The 17,136-nt window shown below is 68.8% G+C and carries 18 protein-coding genes; 10 read left to right on the plus strand and 8 right to left on the minus strand.

Annotation, left to right across the window (positions count from 1 at the left end):
- The 7 genes from ACYR7D_RS19430 to ACYR7D_RS19460 are packed head-to-tail and all read left to right on the plus strand — an operon-like array spanning nucleotide 1 to nucleotide 7,192.
- On the plus strand, nucleotides 1-948 hold the full coding sequence (locus tag ACYR7D_RS19430; protein ID WP_459545949.1) for an ABC transporter permease: 948 nt from the start codon (nucleotides 1-3) through the stop codon (nucleotides 946-948).
- A complete protein-coding gene (locus ACYR7D_RS19435) occupies nucleotides 941-1,780 on the plus strand; it encodes an ABC transporter permease (protein WP_459545950.1) in 840 nt (279 codons plus the stop codon). The genes ACYR7D_RS19430 and ACYR7D_RS19435 overlap by 8 nt, the downstream gene beginning before the upstream one ends.
- Entirely contained in the window at nucleotides 1,777-1,962 is a 186-nt protein-coding gene (locus ACYR7D_RS19440; RefSeq protein ID WP_459545951.1) for a hypothetical protein, read from the plus strand. The genes ACYR7D_RS19435 and ACYR7D_RS19440 overlap by 4 nt, the downstream gene beginning before the upstream one ends.
- Nucleotides 1,959-3,608 (plus strand): dipeptide ABC transporter ATP-binding protein, encoded by a 1,650-nt coding sequence (locus tag ACYR7D_RS19445; protein WP_459545952.1) that lies wholly within the window; start codon nucleotides 1,959-1,961, stop codon nucleotides 3,606-3,608. The genes ACYR7D_RS19440 and ACYR7D_RS19445 overlap by 4 nt, the downstream gene beginning before the upstream one ends.
- Nucleotides 3,608-4,696: an LLM class flavin-dependent oxidoreductase gene (locus ACYR7D_RS19450; RefSeq protein WP_459545953.1), complete on the plus strand. Its 1,089-nt coding sequence runs from the start codon at nucleotides 3,608-3,610 to the stop codon at nucleotides 4,694-4,696. Before ACYR7D_RS19445 ends, ACYR7D_RS19450 begins: the two co-directional genes overlap by 1 nt.
- A 1-nt stretch (nucleotide 4,697) precedes the next feature.
- Entirely contained in the window at nucleotides 4,698-6,062 is a 1,365-nt protein-coding gene (locus ACYR7D_RS19455; RefSeq protein ID WP_459545954.1) for an NtaA/DmoA family FMN-dependent monooxygenase, read from the plus strand.
- Nucleotides 6,059-7,192: an LLM class flavin-dependent oxidoreductase gene (locus ACYR7D_RS19460; protein ID WP_459545955.1), complete on the plus strand. Its 1,134-nt coding sequence runs from the start codon at nucleotides 6,059-6,061 to the stop codon at nucleotides 7,190-7,192. The genes ACYR7D_RS19455 and ACYR7D_RS19460 overlap by 4 nt, the downstream gene beginning before the upstream one ends.
- Nucleotides 7,193-7,758: 566 nt before the next feature.
- Here ACYR7D_RS19460 and ACYR7D_RS19465 read toward each other — a convergent pair.
- From ACYR7D_RS19465 to ACYR7D_RS19480, 4 genes are read right to left on the minus strand one after another with little or no spacing between them, the layout of a single operon-like run.
- Nucleotides 7,759-9,105, minus strand: a complete 1,347-nt coding sequence (locus tag ACYR7D_RS19465) for an LLM class flavin-dependent oxidoreductase (protein WP_459545956.1) — start codon at nucleotides 9,103-9,105, stop codon at nucleotides 7,759-7,761.
- Nucleotides 9,102-9,848, minus strand: coding sequence for an ABC transporter ATP-binding protein (locus tag ACYR7D_RS19470; RefSeq protein WP_459545957.1), 747 nt, complete (start codon nucleotides 9,846-9,848; stop codon nucleotides 9,102-9,104). Before ACYR7D_RS19470 ends, ACYR7D_RS19465 begins: the two co-directional genes overlap by 4 nt.
- The gene (locus ACYR7D_RS19475; protein WP_459545958.1) at nucleotides 9,824-10,684 is read right to left on the minus strand and encodes an ABC transporter permease; all 861 of its coding nucleotides are present in this window, start codon (nucleotides 10,682-10,684) and stop codon (nucleotides 9,824-9,826) included. Before ACYR7D_RS19475 ends, ACYR7D_RS19470 begins: the two co-directional genes overlap by 25 nt.
- Complete coding sequence (locus tag ACYR7D_RS19480) at nucleotides 10,681-11,769, minus strand: ABC transporter substrate-binding protein (RefSeq protein ID WP_459545959.1); 1,089 nt, start codon at nucleotides 11,767-11,769, stop codon at nucleotides 10,681-10,683. The genes ACYR7D_RS19475 and ACYR7D_RS19480 overlap by 4 nt, the downstream gene beginning before the upstream one ends.
- Before the next feature lie 163 nt (nucleotides 11,770-11,932).
- Between ACYR7D_RS19480 and ACYR7D_RS19485 the strand changes: the two genes are divergently transcribed.
- Nucleotides 11,933-12,205 carry a hypothetical protein gene (locus ACYR7D_RS19485; RefSeq protein WP_459545960.1) on the plus strand — a complete coding sequence of 91 codons (273 nt, stop codon included), beginning with the start codon at nucleotides 11,933-11,935 and terminating at the stop codon, nucleotides 12,203-12,205.
- Between the two features lie 23 nt (nucleotides 12,206-12,228).
- Here the strand turns inward: ACYR7D_RS19485 and ACYR7D_RS19490 are convergent, their stop codons facing one another.
- The 4 genes from ACYR7D_RS19490 to ACYR7D_RS19505 all read right to left on the minus strand — a co-directional run bounded on the left by ACYR7D_RS19490 (nucleotide 12,229) and on the right by ACYR7D_RS19505 (nucleotide 15,466).
- Nucleotides 12,229-12,765, minus strand: coding sequence for a DUF3885 domain-containing protein (locus ACYR7D_RS19490; RefSeq protein ID WP_459545961.1), 537 nt, complete (start codon nucleotides 12,763-12,765; stop codon nucleotides 12,229-12,231).
- Between the two features lie 283 nt (nucleotides 12,766-13,048).
- Nucleotides 13,049-13,447 carry a VOC family protein gene (locus ACYR7D_RS19495; RefSeq protein ID WP_459550217.1) on the minus strand — a complete coding sequence of 133 codons (399 nt, stop codon included), beginning with the start codon at nucleotides 13,445-13,447 and terminating at the stop codon, nucleotides 13,049-13,051.
- Between the two features lie 2 nt (nucleotides 13,448-13,449).
- A complete protein-coding gene (locus ACYR7D_RS19500; protein ID WP_459545962.1) occupies nucleotides 13,450-13,731 on the minus strand; it encodes an ArsR/SmtB family transcription factor in 282 nt (93 codons plus the stop codon).
- 67 nt (nucleotides 13,732-13,798) lie between these two features.
- Entirely contained in the window at nucleotides 13,799-15,466 is a 1,668-nt protein-coding gene (locus tag ACYR7D_RS19505) for an alkaline phosphatase D family protein (RefSeq protein ID WP_459545963.1), read from the minus strand.
- Between the two features lie 236 nt (nucleotides 15,467-15,702).
- Here ACYR7D_RS19505 and ACYR7D_RS19510 point away from each other — a divergent pair, with 236 nt between their 5' ends.
- Nucleotides 15,703-16,824 (plus strand): NAD(P)-binding domain-containing protein, encoded by a 1,122-nt coding sequence (locus tag ACYR7D_RS19510; protein ID WP_459545964.1) that lies wholly within the window; start codon nucleotides 15,703-15,705, stop codon nucleotides 16,822-16,824.
- A gap of 11 nt (nucleotides 16,825-16,835) precedes the next feature.
- A complete protein-coding gene (locus ACYR7D_RS19515) occupies nucleotides 16,836-17,078 on the plus strand; it encodes a hypothetical protein (protein WP_459545965.1) in 243 nt (80 codons plus the stop codon).
- Nucleotides 17,079-17,136 lie beyond the last annotated feature (58 nt).

Genomic DNA, 17,136 nt, shown 5'->3' on the forward strand with positions numbered 1-17,136 from the left:
ATGGTCTCGTATGTCCTGGCCCGTATCGCGCAGGCCGCCGCGGTGTTGTGGGCGGCGTTCACGGTAACCTTCGTGGTGCTGTACCTGCTGCCCGCGGACCCGGTGCAGCTGGCCATGGACGCCGGGCCGGGGACTCCGGTGGACGCGGCCGCGGTCGCCGAACTCCGGGCTCGCTACGGGCTGGACCGGCCGGTGTGGGAACAGTACTGGACGGCGCTCACCCACGCCGTTCGCGGGGATCTGGGCCACTCCCTCACCACCGGGCAGAGCGTCGTGGACGCCCTCGGCGAGGCGCTGCCCTCCACGCTGGCCCTGGCCTCGCTCACGTTGGTGCTGGCAGGGGTATCCGGCGGCACACTGGCCCTGGCCGCCGCCTACACCGAACGCGGGTGGCTGCGTGGTCTGCTGACCGCGCTCCCGCCGGTCGGTACCGCCATGCCCACCTTCTGGGTGGGTCTCATCCTGCTGCACCTGTTCTCGTTCCAGCTGCGCCTGGTGCCGGCCTTCGGTGGTACCGGTTTCACCGGGACGCTCCTGCCGGCGCTCACCCTGGCCGTGCCCGTGGGGGCCGTGATCGCGCAGGTGCTCTACAGCACGCTGATCACCACTTGGCGCCAGCCGTTCGTCACTGTCGCGTTCGCCAAGGGAGCTTCCCGGAACTGGGTGCAGTGGCGGCATGTACTGCGCGCCGCGGTCGGCCCGGCGCTCACCGTCGCAGGCGTCTGGGTGGGTACCGTGCTGGCCGGATCGGTGATCGTGGAAACCGTTTTCGCTCGCGCCGGGATCGGCAGGCTCACCCAGATCTCGGTGCTGAATCAGGACGTTCCGGTGGTCCAAGGGATCGTGGTCTTCTCCGCCGCGGTGTATGTGCTGGTGAATCTGCTGTATCCACTCGTGGACGCCCGAGTGGTGGACACTCACCGGGGGAAGGCGGCCGCGCATGTCTGAACCGGGGAGCGTCCGGGTGCGGGTGCCGCGCCGCGTACGCACGGCGATCGGTGTGGCCGTATCGGCCGCTGTTGTCGTTCTCGTGCTGGGCTGGGCCGTGGCTCCCTCGTGGTTCGCCGGTGGCGATCCGCTGACGGGAGTGCCGGCCGAGAAGTTCCACGGGCCGGGCCCGCAACACTGGTTCGGGACCGACAACCTCGGCCGTGATGTCTACACCAGGGTCGTGCACGCGGCGGCCCTGTCGCTGACCGCCACGGTGCTCGCGGTGGCCGTCGGCCTGATCGCCGGCTCCCTGCTGGGTCTGGTTTCGGGGGCGGTGGGCGGCCGGGTCGACGGGGTGGTCATGCGGTGTGTGGATGTATTGCTGTCGATTCCGGAACTGCTGTTGTCGCTGGCCCTGGTGACGGTGCTCGGCTTCGGCACCGGCAATGTGGCGCTGGCGGTGGGCGTGGCGCTCGTCGCCCGCTTCGCCCGGGTCATGCGCGCGGAGGTCCTGCGGGTGCGCCGCGCGCCGTATGTGGAGGCCGCGTTCGCCTCCGGTGTGCGGTGGTACACCGTGCTCTTGCGGCATGTGCTGCGCAATGCCTACGCCCCGGTCGCCGCGCTGGCCGTTGCCGAATTCGGCCTCGCGGTCCTCGCTGTCTCGTCACTGAGCTTCCTCGGGTACGGTGCCGCGCCGCCGACCCCGGAATGGGGTTCGCTGATTTCGGAGGGCCGCAACTATCTGGCCACCGCCTGGTGGCTCACCACCCTGCCCGGTCTGGTCATCATCGCGGTGGTGCTCGCCACCCAGCGACTCGGCCGGGTCATCGCTCAGGAGGGACTACGGTGATATCCGAGGATCACGGCTTCGGCCGGGCCGCTGGTGCGTCCGTCAGCGGACCGTTGCCGGGAGCGGACCCGCTGGTGACGACGGCGCAGCGGGCCGGGGTCTTCTTCCGTGCGGGCTGGCGTTTCACCACTGAACTGGCCGAACGGATTCCGCGGCTCTACCTCGCGGAGTGGCACCTGTGAGCCCGGCGCGCAAGATCCCCGGCCCCGACCGCGAGACGCTGCTGCGCATCGACGGACTCGCGGTGCGATACCGGGCCGGTAACGCGGTGACCAGAGCCGTCGACGAGGTGACGCTGGCGGTGTACCCCGGGGAGACCGTGGCGATCGTCGGCGAATCCGGTTCCGGAAAGTCCACGCTGGCCCATGCTGTCATCGGACTACCGAGTGGTGGGGCGGAGATCACCGCGGGCAGTGTCGTCTTCGCCGGGGAGCGTATCGACGACCTCGCCCCGCGGGCGTGGCAGCGGATCCGTGGCGCCGGGATCGGACTCGTCCCCCAGGACCCGGGGGTGTCACTGAACCCGGTCCTGCCGGTGGGTGAGCAGGTCGCGGAGACCTTGCGCATCCACGGCCGCGCCGACCGGCGTACGGCGCGGGCCGAGGCCGTCCGGATACTCGCCGAGGCGGGGCTGGACCGCCCCGGACTACGCGCCGGGCAGTTTCCGCAAGAACTTTCGGGTGGTCAGCGGCAGCGGGTTCTCATCGGGATGGCGCTGGCCTGCGGGCCGCGACTGCTGATCGCGGACGAACCGACCAGCGCTCTCGATGTCACGGTCCAGCGCCATATCCTCGACCATCTCGCGGCCCGTACGGCGGAAACGGGTACCGCGGTACTGCTGATCACCCACGATCTCGGTGTGGCGGCCGACCGCGCGGATCGGATCGTGGTGATGCGCCGCGGCCGGATCGTGGAAACCGGGACAGCCGAGGAAGTTTTCCGCGAGCCACGGCACCAGTACACCCGCCGGCTGCTGGCCGCGGTACCGAAAGTATCCGGTCCGTTACGCGCGACACGGCCGCGTACGGCCGAACCGCTGCTGGCGGTCCGCGGCCTGCGCAAGAGTTTCCGGATCGCGCGCGGCACCACTCTGGTGGCGGTCGCCGATGTTTCGCTGACCGTCGCGCGCGGAGAAACTCTCGCGCTGGTGGGTGAATCGGGGTCCGGTAAATCGACCACGGCCCGGATGATCGCGCGGCTCGAGCGACCCGACCACGGGAGTGTCGAATTCGACGGCACCGATATCGCGGCGCTACGCGGCGCCCGGTTGCGGGAGTGGCGGCGGCGCATCCAGATCGTCTACCAGAACCCGTATGCGTCGTTGAACCCGAAACTCACCATCGAGGACATCATCGCCGAACCACTGCGGGCCTTCGGTATCGGCGATCGTGTCCAACGCCGGGTTCGGGTCGCCGACCTGCTCGACAGAGTCGCGCTGCCCCCCGACTGTGCGCGGCGTCGTCCGTCGGAACTGTCCGGCGGTCAGCGGCAACGGGTGGCCATCGCCCGTGCCCTGGCGCTGCGCCCGGAGCTGGTGATACTCGACGAACCGGTATCCGCTCTCGACGTCTCGGTGCAGGCACAGATCCTGGACCTGCTCGACGCACTGCAGTCCGAGCTCGGGCTGAGCTATCTGTTCATCTCCCACGATCTGGCCGTGGTGCGCGCGAGGAGCGACCGGGTCACGGTCATGCGGGAGGGGACGATCGTCGAATCCGGCCGGACCGCGGAGATCTTCGCAGCTCCCCGGCACGAGTACACCCGGGAACTGCTGCGCGCCGTCCCCGGCGCCGCCCGCCGGCACCGCCCGAGAGAAAGGACCGCGTGATGCCGCATACGTATCCGCTGCTGCTGGCCGTCGAACTCGCCGGGACCGGGACGCACCCCGCCTCGTGGCGACGTGCCGACTCCCGGGCGGAGGATCTGTTCACCGCCGGCTACTGGGTGGACGCGGTGACCGCGGCCGAACGAGCCGGTCTGGATCTGGCCTTCCTGCCGGATTCCTTCGGCCTGCAGAGCCACGGCGTGCGCGGCCGGCTCGAGGCGGTCGGGATCGCCGCCCGGGTGGCGGCGGTAACCAGCCGCCTGGGCCTGATACCGCAATTCCCGGTGACCCATACCGAACCGTTCCACATCTCCAAAGCGATCGCCGCTCTCGATTTCGCCACTTTCGGCCGTGCGGGATGGGAGGTGACCGTCTCGCCCGGTGCGACACAGGCGCGCCTGTTCGGATGGAAGGACTCCCAGACCGATGATTCGCTCTGGCACGAGGCCGATGAGGCGATCGAAGTGGTTTCCCGGCTGTGGGACAGCTGGGAAGACGATGCCGAGATCCGTGATACGGCGACCGGCCGGTTCATCGATCGCGACAAACTGCACTACATCGATTTCGTCGGGGACAATTTCGCGGTCAGGGGCCCGTCGATCACGCCTCGCCCGCCCCAGGGGCAGCCGCTGGTCGCGGTGCGGGTGGCGGGCCCGCAGGCCACCCGGGTCGCCGTGCGGCGTGCCGATCTGCTGCGCGTACGCGCCCGGGATCTCGCGGACGCCGCACGGACCCGTTCCGTACTCCGCGCCGCGGCCGCCGCCGCGGGCCGGGACCCCGAACTGGTGCGTGTCGTGCTCGACATCGAGGTCCATCTCGCGGAATCGGCACATATCGCGGGGGAGGAGGTCGCTCAGCTGGAGCGGTGGCACGCGACCCAGGAACCCGACACACTGCGCCACGTGGGCACTCCCGATTCCTTACGAGAGCTTCTCGCCGCAGCGCAATCGGAATGCGCCGCCGACGGAATCGTCCTGCGACCACTGGCCCTCGCCGCGTTCCTGAGCCGGATACCGGCTCCGCTCACCACCCTGCGCGGCCGGTTGGGCCTGCCGCGTCCCCGCAACCGCTACGCGACCGAACGGGTATGACATGTCGAAACCGAAGGTAGGCAAACGTATCCATCTCGCCGCCCATTTCCCGGGTGTCAACAACACCACCGTCTGGAGCGATCCGCGATCCGGTAGCCAGATCGCCTTCGATTCGTTCGTCCATCTGGCCCGCACCGCGGAGCGGGGGTTGTTCGATTTCTTCTTCCTCGCCGAGGGTCTGCGGCTGCGCGAACACCGCGACCGTATCCACGATCTGGACGTGGTCGGCCGTCCCGACACCTTCACGGTGCTCAACGCGCTCGCCGGCGTGACGACACATCTGGGTCTGGCCGCAACCATCAACACCACGTTCAACGAACCGTTCGAACTGGCCAGACAATTCGCCACGCTGGACCACCTCTCGGGCGGACGGGCCGCCTGGAACGCCGTCACCTCCTCCGATGCCTTCACCGGGGAGAATTTCCGCCGCGGCGGCTATCTGGAGCACGCCCGGCGTTATACACGGGCGGCCGAGATGATCGCCGCCACCCGCACGTTGTGGGACAGCTGGCCCGCCGACGCACTGGTGGTGGACCGGGAACGGGGAATCTTCACCGGGCCGCTGCCGGAATTCCGCTACACCGGCGATCAGTTCGATATCGCGGGCACGTTCCTGCTGCCACGCAGCCCGCAGGGCTATCCGGTGCAGTTGCAGGCCGGAGATTCCGAGGAAGGCCGGGAATTCGGTGCCGCCACCGCGGACGTCATCTTCAGTCGGCACGGCGATCTCGCCGCCGGGCAACGCTTCTACACCGATATGAAGGATCGGCTCGCCAAGTACGGTCGCGAGCGTGACGAACTGCTGATCCTGCCGGGCGCCACCTTCGTGCTCGGGGACAGCCCCGCCGACGCCGAGGAGCGGGCACGGCATATCCGTCTCCAGCAGGTGAGCCCACAGACCGCCCTATCGTTCCTGGAACAGGTGTGGGGTCGCGACCTGTCCGGCTACGACCCCGACGGGCCGCTCCCCGACGTGGATCCCGTCGAGAACGCGACCATCACCCGCGGACGGGTACGGCACGACAAGGATCCGCTGGCGGTGGCGAAACTGTGGCGGGAGCGGGCCGAAGCGCAGAACCTGAGCATCCGGGAGCTCATCATCGAGATAACAGCCCGCCAGCAGTTCGTCGGCACACCCGGCCAGGTCGCCGCCGATATCGACCGCTACGTGCAGCAGGACGCGGCCGACGGATTCATCCTCGTTCCGCATCTCACACCGGGCGGGATCGACGAATTCGTCGACAAGGTCGTACCGGAACTGCAGGAACGCGGCAGTTTCCGCACCGAGTACACGGGCACGACCCTGCGTGACCATCTGGGTCTACGACACCCCCACCGAGCCGGCGAAAGGGTACGGGCCTCATGACGGTACCGCTGTCCGTATTGGATCTGTCCCCCATCAGCACCGGATCGGATGCCCGGCAGGCGATCCGCAACACCATCGATCTCGCCCGGCACGCCGAGACATGGGGGTACCGGCGGTTCTGGGTCGCCGAGCACCATTTCGTCGCGGTGGCCTCCTCGGCGCCGACCGAACTGATCGCGCTCGTCGCGGCCGCCACCGAGACGATCCGGGTGGGATCGGCCGCCGTACAGGCGGGCTACCGGACCTCGGCTTCGGTGGTGGAGGCGTTCGGCACCGTCGACGCGTTGTATCCGGGCCGGCTGGATCTCGGGCTCGGCCGGTCGGCGCACCGGATCTCCCCGCCGCGCTCGCCGGACACCCCGTCCGTACCCGATACCGTGCGCCCGCCCGTGATCCGCGACGGAGTGGTGATACCACCGCCCTTCTCGCCGGAACAGATCCGTGACACCAGCCGTCTGGCCGCCGCCCAGGCGGCGCTGCGGCTCCCGGGCGCCGAACCACTGGCCTACGGCCGGCAGGTCGAGGAGATCCGCGCGCTCCTCGACGGGACGTACACGACCCCCGAGGGTATCCACTTACGTGCTGTACCAGGGGAGGGCGCCGAGGTGCAGCTGTGGTTGTTCGGCAGCAGCGGCGGGGAGAGCGCGCAACTGGCCGGCCGACTCGGTCTGCCGTTCGTGGCGAACTATCACGTCTCACCGGGCACCGTGCTGGAAACAGTCGAGGCATACCGGCGGGCGTTCCGGCCGTCCGACCGTTTTCCACGGCCCTATCTGGTGGTGTCGGCCGATATCGTCGTGGCGGCGGATGCGGCGCGGGCCCGGCATCTGGCCTCGACCTACGGGCACTGGGTCGCGAGTATCCGCAGTGGTGCCGGTGCGGCGGAATTCCTGGACCCGGATACCGCTCCGCCGTTGACCGAGGATCAGCGGCGGCTGGCCGAGGATCGGCTGAGCACCCAGTTCGTCGGGACACCGCGCTCGGTCGCCGCGCGGCTGTCGGCTCTGCGGGAGCTGACCGCCGCGGACGAACTGCTCGTCACCAGCGTGACCCATCGGCACGAGGACCGCCTGACTTCTCACCGTCTCCTCGCCCGGGAATGGGGCCTGCCCGTCGTACGTGCGGCCTGACCGCCCACGCGCCGTGGCGGCCCCGACACCAGCATCCCCGAGGACTCCCCGGATCTGACCTGCCCCGACTCGGACCGATCACCGACACCCGGGTGCACATCGCCGGCCTCTTCGGCGGTGGCCTCCACCGCTACACTCCCGACGGCTGGGGTCTGCATGTCCTCGCCCCGAATGGCCCAACGACCGAGTCCTACTCTCGAGACACTGCAATATCTACAGGGACCCCCGGGCCAGGGCTGGTGGCACATCTTCCACGCCGACTACTCCGAGTTCCGGGCCGCCGGATTCTCCCGGACTCACCCTCGCAATCGCCACCAGCAGCGACCTCACCCTCTGGCACCGATCCGACCTCGACATCCATACCTGACCACAGCTCTGACCGAGGGTCGAGAGCGCCTCGTATCGACCCGATGCGGGCGGACCCAGCGACTTCGGTCCGGCCGCTGGTGTCGTGTGTCGCCCAGTAGAGCAATCGCAGGTTCGCACAGGACGTCGATGCACTACCGGCGGTGTAACCCGCCCCACCGCCGAGGCGAGCTCACCGGGTTGCTGCCGTTCGCGCCGATCTAACCGGCCACCGGTTCACGAGTGAACCGGCTCGCGGGTTTGGGCAGCCCGAAATGGTCGCGCAGGGTCGTCCCGGTGTACTCGGTGCGGAACAGGCCGCGTTGCCGCAGGATCGGCACCACGGTCTCGGTGAAGGTCGTCAGTCCGCCGGGGTAGTAGGGCGGCATTACGTTGAAACCGTCGGCGGCCCCGGAACGGAACCATTCCTCGATGGTGTCGGCCACCTGCTCCGGTGCACCGGCGAACACCCGATGCCCGCGTGCTCCCGCGAGCCGGTGCAGCAGGGTACGCAGGGTGGGCCGCTCACGCCGTACGATTCCGGCAACCACCTGGCGCCGGCTGGCGGCGTTATCGGTGACATCGCCCGCGTCGGCGAACAATTCGACCGGGACCGGTTCGTCGAGGCGCAGGTGGCGCAGCGATTCGCCCGCCAGTGATGCCAGTTGCGCGATACCGTATTCGGGCACGGTGAGTTCGTTGAATTCGCGCTCCAGTTTCTTCGCCTCCGCCTCGGTGCTCGCGATGAAGGGGCTGATACCGGGCAGGATCTTCACATGTCCGGGCTCGCGGCCGAATTCCTGGGCGCGCCGTTTGATATCGGCGTAGAAGGTCTGGGCGTCGCTCAGGCGCTGATGCGCGGTGAAGATGGCCTCGGCGTAGCGTCCGGCGAACGCGCGTCCGTCGTTGGAGGCGCCCGCCTGGACGAGCACGGGATAGCCCTGCGGTGTGCGGGCCGCGTTGAACGGACCGCGCACTCGCAGATGCGCACCCGAGAAATGGATGGGGTGGATCTTGTCCGGGTCCGCGTACCGGCCCGCCGCGCGGTCCAGCACGATGGCATCGTCTTCCCAGCTGTCCCACAGCGCGGTGACCGCGTCGACGAATTCGCGGGCGCGGGCGTAGCGTTCGGCATGGTCGGGATGACGGTCGAGCCCGAAATTGGCGGCCGCGAGATCGGTACCGGTGGTGACGATGTTCCAGCCGGCCCGTCCGCCGGAGATATGGTCCAGCGAGGAAAAGAGCCGGGCGAGGTTGTAGGGCTCGTAGTAGGTGGTGGAGGCCGTCGCGATCAGCCCCAGACGCGTGGTGGCCGCGGCGATGGCGGTGAGCAGGGTGATCGGTTCGAGGCCGGGGGCGGCGTTGTAGGCGACATTCGTCCGTAATGCCGGCCCGTCGGCGAAGAAGACCGCGTCGAATGTCGCGGCTTCCGCGGTACGGGCGATTTCCTGGTAATAGGTGACGTCGTAGATGCGGTCGGGGCGGCTGGCCGGGTGCCGCCACGCCGCTTCGTGATGGCCTGCCGGGTAGATGAACGCATTGAGGCTGAGCCGGCGCGGTTCGGTCATCGGGAATCGTCCTCGGGGTCGATGGGGTCACCGGCCACGCCGAGCGCGGCCAGCAGTTGTTCGCGATGGTGGAGGGTTGTGGGGTCGCCGTGCCGGCGCGGCCGGGTCTGCTCGATCGGCATATCGACCGAGATACGGCCTTCGTCGAGTACGAGCACGCGGTCGGCGAGTAGCACGGCCTCGTCCACATCGTGGGTGACCAGCAGGACCGCGGGCCGGTGCCGGGCGCACAGCTCCTGGAGCAGCCGGTGCATCCGGATCCGGGTGAGCGCGTCGAGCGCGCCGAACGGTTCGTCGGCGAGCAGTAGTTCCGGTTCCCGCACCAGCGACCGAGCCAGCGCGACCCGCTGCTGTTCGCCACCGGAAAGTTCACGGGGCCAAGATTTTTCGCGTCCCGCCAGACCAACCTCGGCCAGTGCGTCACGGCCGCGGCGGGCCGCGCCGGACCCGGTGAGCCCCAGCGTCACATTGTCGAGCACCGCGAGCCACGGCAGCAGCCGGGAGTCCTGGAAGACCACCGACCGTTCCCGCGGCACGCTCAGTTCGCCGCTACCCGCCACATCCTGGTCCAGTTCGCCCAGGGCGCGCAGCAGAGTGCTCTTCCCCGATCCGCTGCGGCCGAGCAGTGCGACGAATTCACCGCGCGCGATATCGAGGTCCACGCCGCGCAATACGGTGCGTTCGCCGAAGCCCCGGTTCAGGTCCCGGATCCGTACGGTCAGTCCGCCAGTGTCTGCCGCCATGCCAGCGCCCTCCTTTCCACGGCGCGGACGGCGAGATCGCCGAAGAGCCCCAGCAGGCCGTAGATCACCAGGCCCACCACGATCACGTCGATCTGGCCGTAGGTGCGGGCCTGGGTCATCAGGTAGCCGATTCCGCTGGTGGCATTGACCTGTTCCACCACGACCAGAGCCAGCCAGGAAATGGTGACCGCCAGGCGTAGGCCGGTGAAGAAACCCGGTAGCGAACCGGGGAGTGCGACCCGGCGGACGAAACCCCAGCGGGACAGGCCCACGGTCCGGGCCAGCTCCACATACCGGGCGTCGACGCCGCGTAGGTGCGCGTGGGTGTTGATGTAGACGGGGACCAGCACACTGGCGGTGATGACGATGAGTTTCATCTCCTCGCCGATACCGAACCACACGATGAACAACGGGATGAGGGCCAAGGTGGGAATGGACCGTTTGATCTGCACCGGCCCGTCGACGACGGCCTCACCGATCCGGCTGAGGCCGGAGATCAGCGCGAGGACCACGCCGATGGATACGCCCAGCACGAGGCCGAGCGCGGCACGTCGCAGCGAGGTGAGCAGATTGGATCCGAGGGTGCCGTCGGCGGCCAGCTCACCCGCGGTACGCGCCACTTCCCAGGGCGCGGGCAGCGTCTCGGGATCCAGGACGCCGGTCACCGAACCGGCGATCCAGGCGACAAGCAGCAGGGTGGGGCCGAGGGCGAAGCCGAACGGTATCGGCCGGCCGGGGCCGAGGCGGGTGCTGTCGCCGGTGCGGCGAGCCGGGCGTGGGGGAGCGACGGCCCCGGTGCCTGCCCGGGCCTGCGCGGATATCTCGACGGGCGTCATCGCTGTTCCTCCCGGTCGAATCGAGCGCCGACCGCGGTGACGGTCTGCGTGATCACCTCGTCGAAGCGCAGATCGAATCCGTCGGCGGCCTCGACTCTGCGCGGCAGCTGGCCGGCCGCGTCGATCACATCGATGGTTTCCTGCTGCCGGTCGATCAACTTCTGATCGAGATGCGGGAAATTGAATTCGCCGAGCGAATCGACGATCCGGCCGGCGTCGTCGGCACCGAGTTTCTGATTCTCGATGTAATAGATGCGGGCCCATTCGTCGCGATGGGTGTTGGTCCAGTGGAACGAGCGCACGAAAGCGGCGACCAGTGCGCGCAGCGCGGCCCCCTTGGCCGGATCCTGTGTCGCCGCACGCCGGGCGTAGAGATAGCCCAGGCCGTAGTAGATATCGCGGGCTTCCGAATCCGGGATGACGCCGGCTCCCGGCGTCCGCAGGAATCGCGTGAGGCGGGGTTCGTTCAGCGGCGCTATATCGACCTGGCCGGTGCGTACCGCATCGTTGAACTCGGCCAGTTGCAACCGCACCAATTCGACATCGGCGGTGGTGAGTCCCGCCCGGTCCAGCGCGCGCAGTATCGCTGCCTGCTGTGCGGTGCCCTCGGCGTAGGCGATCTTCTTGCCCTTCAGATCCGCCAGTGTGGTGGCGGTGACGCCCGGGGCGACAGCGAGTTTGATGCCCAGCGGGTCGGTCTGGTAGGCCGCGATGATCGGTACGTCCTGCCGGGCGGCCAGGGCGTGGATCGGGGGTACATCGCCCGCCGGTGCCACATCGGCGGCCCCGGCGCGGAAAGCTTCCAGGATTTCCGGTCCGCCGATGAAATTGGCGAACTCCACCTCGAACGGCAGTTTGTCGAGCTCCCCGGAAGCGCGCAGCGCGGTCTGGAAACGTTCCTGCTGATCGGCGATGACGAGTGTGGTACCGGGCGGGATTTCGGTGGGCAGGGGTGTATCGGTGGGCGCGGCACCGGGCTCGTCGCCGGTCGCGCATCCGCTCAGGGTGATACCGACAGCCGCGACGAGAATTATCGCGACAGAAGTGGCGCGGAACCGCGCGACGCGAGAACGAGATCGGAGCATTCTCGCATTGAAACAATGTCGCGCGTGCCGGGAAATGATTAATACGGGGGTGATCCGAACTATGGTGCGTCTGTATCCCTTGGGGCCACCGATGGTTCCCGAAAACAATCGCTGGTGCGTTGCCGCGACCGTTCGTTGTGTTGTCCGGAAATGGCCTCGAGGGATGTCCGAGGACGACTTCGTGATCAGATCGACGCGGGATCGATCGTTGGTGTTGTCCGCCCGGCTCGGCCGCATGCTGGGTACGGCAGAGTTCGACGGTCTCGTGAACCCGGAGCGTGCAGTGCGCTCGCCGCTGCATCGGGTCGCCGGGACGCCGGAGACATCGCTGTCGGAGATCTTCGTGCCCGACTGCTCCGCCCGTCCGGATACCGCTCGAGAACGGCTGCCGGACATGCTCGGCGCGGCCGGTCGGCCGGTGGATGAGCCGGGGTGAGAACAGCCGTCATCGAGACGAGCTCAGAAACCTTCGGGGTGCTGGGAAAGCCAGCCCGCGTGCCGGTGCATGAGCGTGTCACGTTCGGCGGTGGTGGGCAGCAGAACATCCGTGCCGCCGTCGTAGGGATGGTGAATCCGCTCCAGGGACAGATCGGCGATCATGGCCCCAGCGGTGGCGTTATCGGCGACGGCGCGCAGAAGGTCGTCCACAGCGCCGTGCTGCCAGGGGATCCGGCTGACGAACAGATGGGTGTAGGAGATGAACTCGGCGTCGGTCTCGCTCGGATCAGCACAGACCGAGGTCCAGTGGCGGGCACCGGGATGCCACTGCGCGTGGTCGTCGGGTCGCGCGCCCGGCTCGGCACGGTTGGACCAGTCGCAGGTGATGAGGTAGATCTCTTGCCCGGTGAACAACTCGTCCAGGACCGTGTTGTACCGGTCGAGCACGATGCCGTACTCGTCAGCAGTTTCTGGGTAGCGCTTCGACCGGGGCAGACTATGGAACCGTACCCATCGATCCCGATAGGCATGCTTCAGCTCGTCGGCCAAGGGGGACACCGGGGCCACCGTCGTCGCCAGAGTTCCGACAGATCGTCACTACACACCCGATCACGGTATCCGCAGATAAGTGCGTCGACCACGGATTTTTGCCGGTCGGGCGGCGGTCGTGTGGATTCGTGCCCGGCCCCGGCCCCGGCGTTGCGCTGCCAGGATGCCGGGGTGGCGGGCGTTGGTGTTGCGCCGGCGTGGATGGTCCTGCAGGTGTCGGGCGAGCACGGGGTATCCGGTGGTGGCCTGTTCGATGCGGGCGACCCACCGCTGGGCCGCCCGCATCGGCGAGTCAGCCGGCGGTTCCGGTCTCCTGGGCGATCTGGATGAGATTGCCGCAGGTGTCGTCGAAAACGGCGGTGACGACGGTGCCGTAATCCACCGGCTCCTGGGTGAACGTGACCCCGAGTTCGCGCAGGCGTTCGTATTCGGCCTGCAGATCGTCGACGGCGAACGAGGTGAACGGTATGCCGTCCGCCACCAGTGCCGCCTTGTATGTCGCGGCTGCCGGGTGTCCGGTCGGCTCCAGCAGCAGTTCCACCCCGTCGGGCGCCGCCGGGGAGACGACGGTCAGCCATGCGGCGTCGCCGAGTGGTATCTCGGTTTTCTTCTGGAAACCGAGTATCTCGGTGTAGAAGCGCAGGGCCTTGTCCTGGTCGTCGACATATACGCTCGTCACGTTGATCCGCAACATCATTCCTCCAGCCAGCGGTCGATGAGGCCGCGCAGGGGAGCGCGGTCCAGGTGATGAAATTTGTGCCGGCCCTGTTTACGCGTACGGACCAGACCGGCGCGGGACAGCAGATCGAGATGCTGTGAGATGGCCTGCCGGGTGGAGGACAAACCATGCTTCATGGTGAGCCGGCCACACAGCTCGAACAGTGTCTGGCCGTCGCGGTCGGACAGTTCGTCGAGGATCGCCCGGCGGGTGGGATCGGCCAAGGCTCGGAAGACGAGTCCCGGGTCGGTGTTCACCCCGCCACTATATGCAAGTAGTTACTTGCATATCAAGGGGGTGTGTTCTCGGCTCGGTTCCGATGGCTCAGCCCACAGCGGGCCGGAGGCGGCCACCGTAGGGCAGTACCCAGCCCGGCCCCGAGCGCACACCGGTGTGTGGATCGCGCACATCCGCGACGTAATACCAGTCCATTCGCACGCTCTCGGCCCCGATATCGAGCACGCCGTAGCCGTGCGAATCGAGTTCCACGTACCGGATGTGGTGGTTGAGCGCACGGATCGAATCCTCGAGTCCGGCCGCCGCGCCGCGCGGCGGTCCCGGCAGCCGATCACCGATACCGGCGGAAGTCACCGACGGCACCACGAACTCGGCGCCGACGGTGGGGCCGCCCGGATATGCCGCTGCCTCGAGCGGGATATCCGCCGCCCACGAGCTGTGGAGATCTCCGGTCAGGAAGACGGTATCGCCGATCCCGCGCTCGGCCAGCACCCGCAGCAGCCGCCCGCGGTCGGCGGTGTACCCGTCCCACTGATCGGTGTTCACCGCGACCCCGTCGCGCGGAATACCGAGCACCTCGGTGACCGCCGCGGTCGTGGCCGGATCCAGCGGCGGGAACAGCAGCGGGGCGATCATCACCGAATTGCCGACCAGCCGCCACCGCGCCGGGCCGGAGAGCAATCCGTTCATCAGCCAGTCCAGCTGCCGGGCCCCGGTAACGGTGCGTGCCGGATCGTCGGCGTCCCGGGACCCCAGCCGGGGCTGGGCATCGCGGTAGGTACGCAGGTCCAGCATGCAGAGTTCGGCGAGCGCGCCGAACCGCAGCCGGCGGTAGATCCGCACCGTGCCGTCGGCGGTTGCCGCGCGCACCGGCATCCATTCCAGGTAGGCGCGCGCCGAGGCCGCGCGCCGGTCGGACCAGGCGCCCTCCACGGCCGGATCATGGTTCTCCGCCCCGCCGGACCAGGCGTTACCGGCCGACTCGTGATCGTCCCAGGTGCAGATGAACGGCAACCGGGCGTGCAGGGAGACGAGATCGGGGTCGGTCTTGTACTGGGCGTGCCGGATACGGTAGTCGGCGAGCGAGACGATCTCGTGTGCCGGCTCGTGGGGCCGGACCGCCGCGGCCCGGCCGCCCGATGATGCCGCCGGGTATTCGTAGAGGTAATCGCCGAGATGGACAACGGCGTCCAGATCGTCCCGGTCGGCGAGGTGGCGGTAGGCGGCGAAATACCCGGCCTGCCAATTCGAACACGAGACCACCCCGAAGCGCAGTCGCGTGGGGAGTGCCGATTCCGCCGGCGCGGTGCGTGTGCGCCCGACGCGCGATATCGCACCCGGTGCGGAGAACCGGTAGTAGTAGTCGTGGGCCGGGGCGAGGCCCCGGACATCGACCTTCACCGTATGGTCGGTTTCCGTGCTCGCCGTCACGGTCCCGGCGGCCACCGGGGTGGTGAAGCGTTCGTCCTCCGCCACCTCCCATCGCACCGGAGTAGGTCTGCCGATCCCGGATCCGGGCACCGCCTCGGGCGCCACCGTCACCCGGGTCCAGAGGATTACGCCGTCGGGCAGCGGATCACCCGAGGCGACTCCGTGCGCGAATACCGGCCCTGCGGCGTGCGCGGCGGTGACCGCCGTGCTCAGGGCACCCACGGCGCCGGCCACGGCACCGGCCCGTAGGAGCGTCCGGCGGGCGAGCGCGTTCGGAAGGGCGCCCGTGGCGGGCGAATCGGAAGCGGTACTGTCTCCGGTCACGTTCTCCGATCACAGTCGACGCGGAGCGAACGAGCAACTCGACCGAATGGGCCCGCGGGTCGGGACCGGCCGCGGAGATGCCGGGAGATCGTTTCGTCGATAGGCACCTCGAAGCCGAGAGCCGACCCGATATCGGCCGCCAGCAGATCGGCTCCTCCGCGTCGGCCGGCGATGACCAGAGGTCGTGCCCGGGCGCCGAAGCAACCTTCCCGGACGAGGCACTAGCATTTCCGTTCGTGACGGCGTCCGAGGCAGCGCAGCCGGTAGGGCCGGATTTCCGGATCCTGGTCATCGGGGCCGGGCAGTCCGGATTATCGGCCGGCTACCACCTGCGGCGGCGCGGGCTCGTTCCCGGACGCGATTTCCTCATCGTCGACCATGCCCCCGGCCCGGGTGGCGCCTGGCAGTTCCGCTGGCCGTCGTTGACATTGAGCACGGTCAACCGCGTCCACGATCTGCCCGGTATGCCGTTCGCCGAGAACCTGCCGGTGGCGCCGGCCGGAACCGGTAGCGCCGATGTCCCGGCCGCGACCGCCGTGCCGTACTACTACCGGCGTTACGAGGAGCGCTTCGAGCTGCGGGTGCGCCGGCCGGTGACGGTGCGGGTGGTGTGTGACCGGTCCGGCCTGTTGCACGCCGAAACCGATACCGCGGGAACCCTTCGGGTGCGCGGCCTGATCAACGGTACCGGTACCTGGGAGCATCCCTTCGTTCCGTACTACCGCGGCGCCGAAACCTTCTCCGGCCGGCAGCTGCACACCCGCGACTATCGCCGTCCGGAGGATTTCGCGGGGGAGCATGTGGTGGTGGTCGGCGGCGGGATCTCGGCGGTCCAGTTGCTCGACGAGATCTCGCGGGTGACCGGTACGACCTGGGTCACCCGCTCGGAACCTGTGTTCCGGGAGAGCGAGTTCGATCAGGACGCGGGCCGGCGGGCCGTGGCTCTGGTCGAGGACCGGGTCCGCCGGGGGCGCCCGCCGGGCTCGGTGGTCTCGGTGACCGGCCTTCCGCTGGACGATCGGCTCCGGGCGGCCCGCGAGCGCGGCGTGCTGCACCGGCGGCCGATGTTCGACCATATCGAGCCCGACGGCGTGCGCTGGGCCGACGGCAGTTTCCAGCCCGCGCAGGTGATCCTGTGGGCCACCGGGTTCCGCAGTGCGCTGGACCATCTGGCGCCGTTGCGCTTGCGTGGTCCCGGTGGCGGGATCACCATGACCGGTCGGCTGGCTACGCAGGTCGCGGTGGATCCGCGCGTTCATTTGATCGGTTACGGGCCGTCGGCCAGCACCGTCGGCGCCAACCGGGCCGGGCGCGCGGCGGCCGACGAACTCATCGGCTATCTGGACTCGCGCCGGTAGGTGCCGTAACAGTGAGGGCCGCGTCGCCCTCCCGGCCGGAGCGGTTCACCCCGTGTCCTGTCCTGCTCGTCCACCCCGGTGCCGACCGTTGGACACCGCTTCCGCTGAGCCGGCCGTTCTTCGACCGGATCGCGGCGCCGAAATGTTCGGTCGTACTGGACCACGCGGGTCACTACCCGATCGAGGAACCCGGGGTACATCAGTTGATCGACGCACTCGCGGGGGTCGCCACCGCGCGGGAGGAGCACGGCTGAGGAAGTGGAACCGCCGTGCTGGCCTCGGCGCGGCAGTAGCGTGTTCCGGCCCGGTGGA

It is taken from the genome of Nocardia sp. X0981, assembly GCF_977089955.1.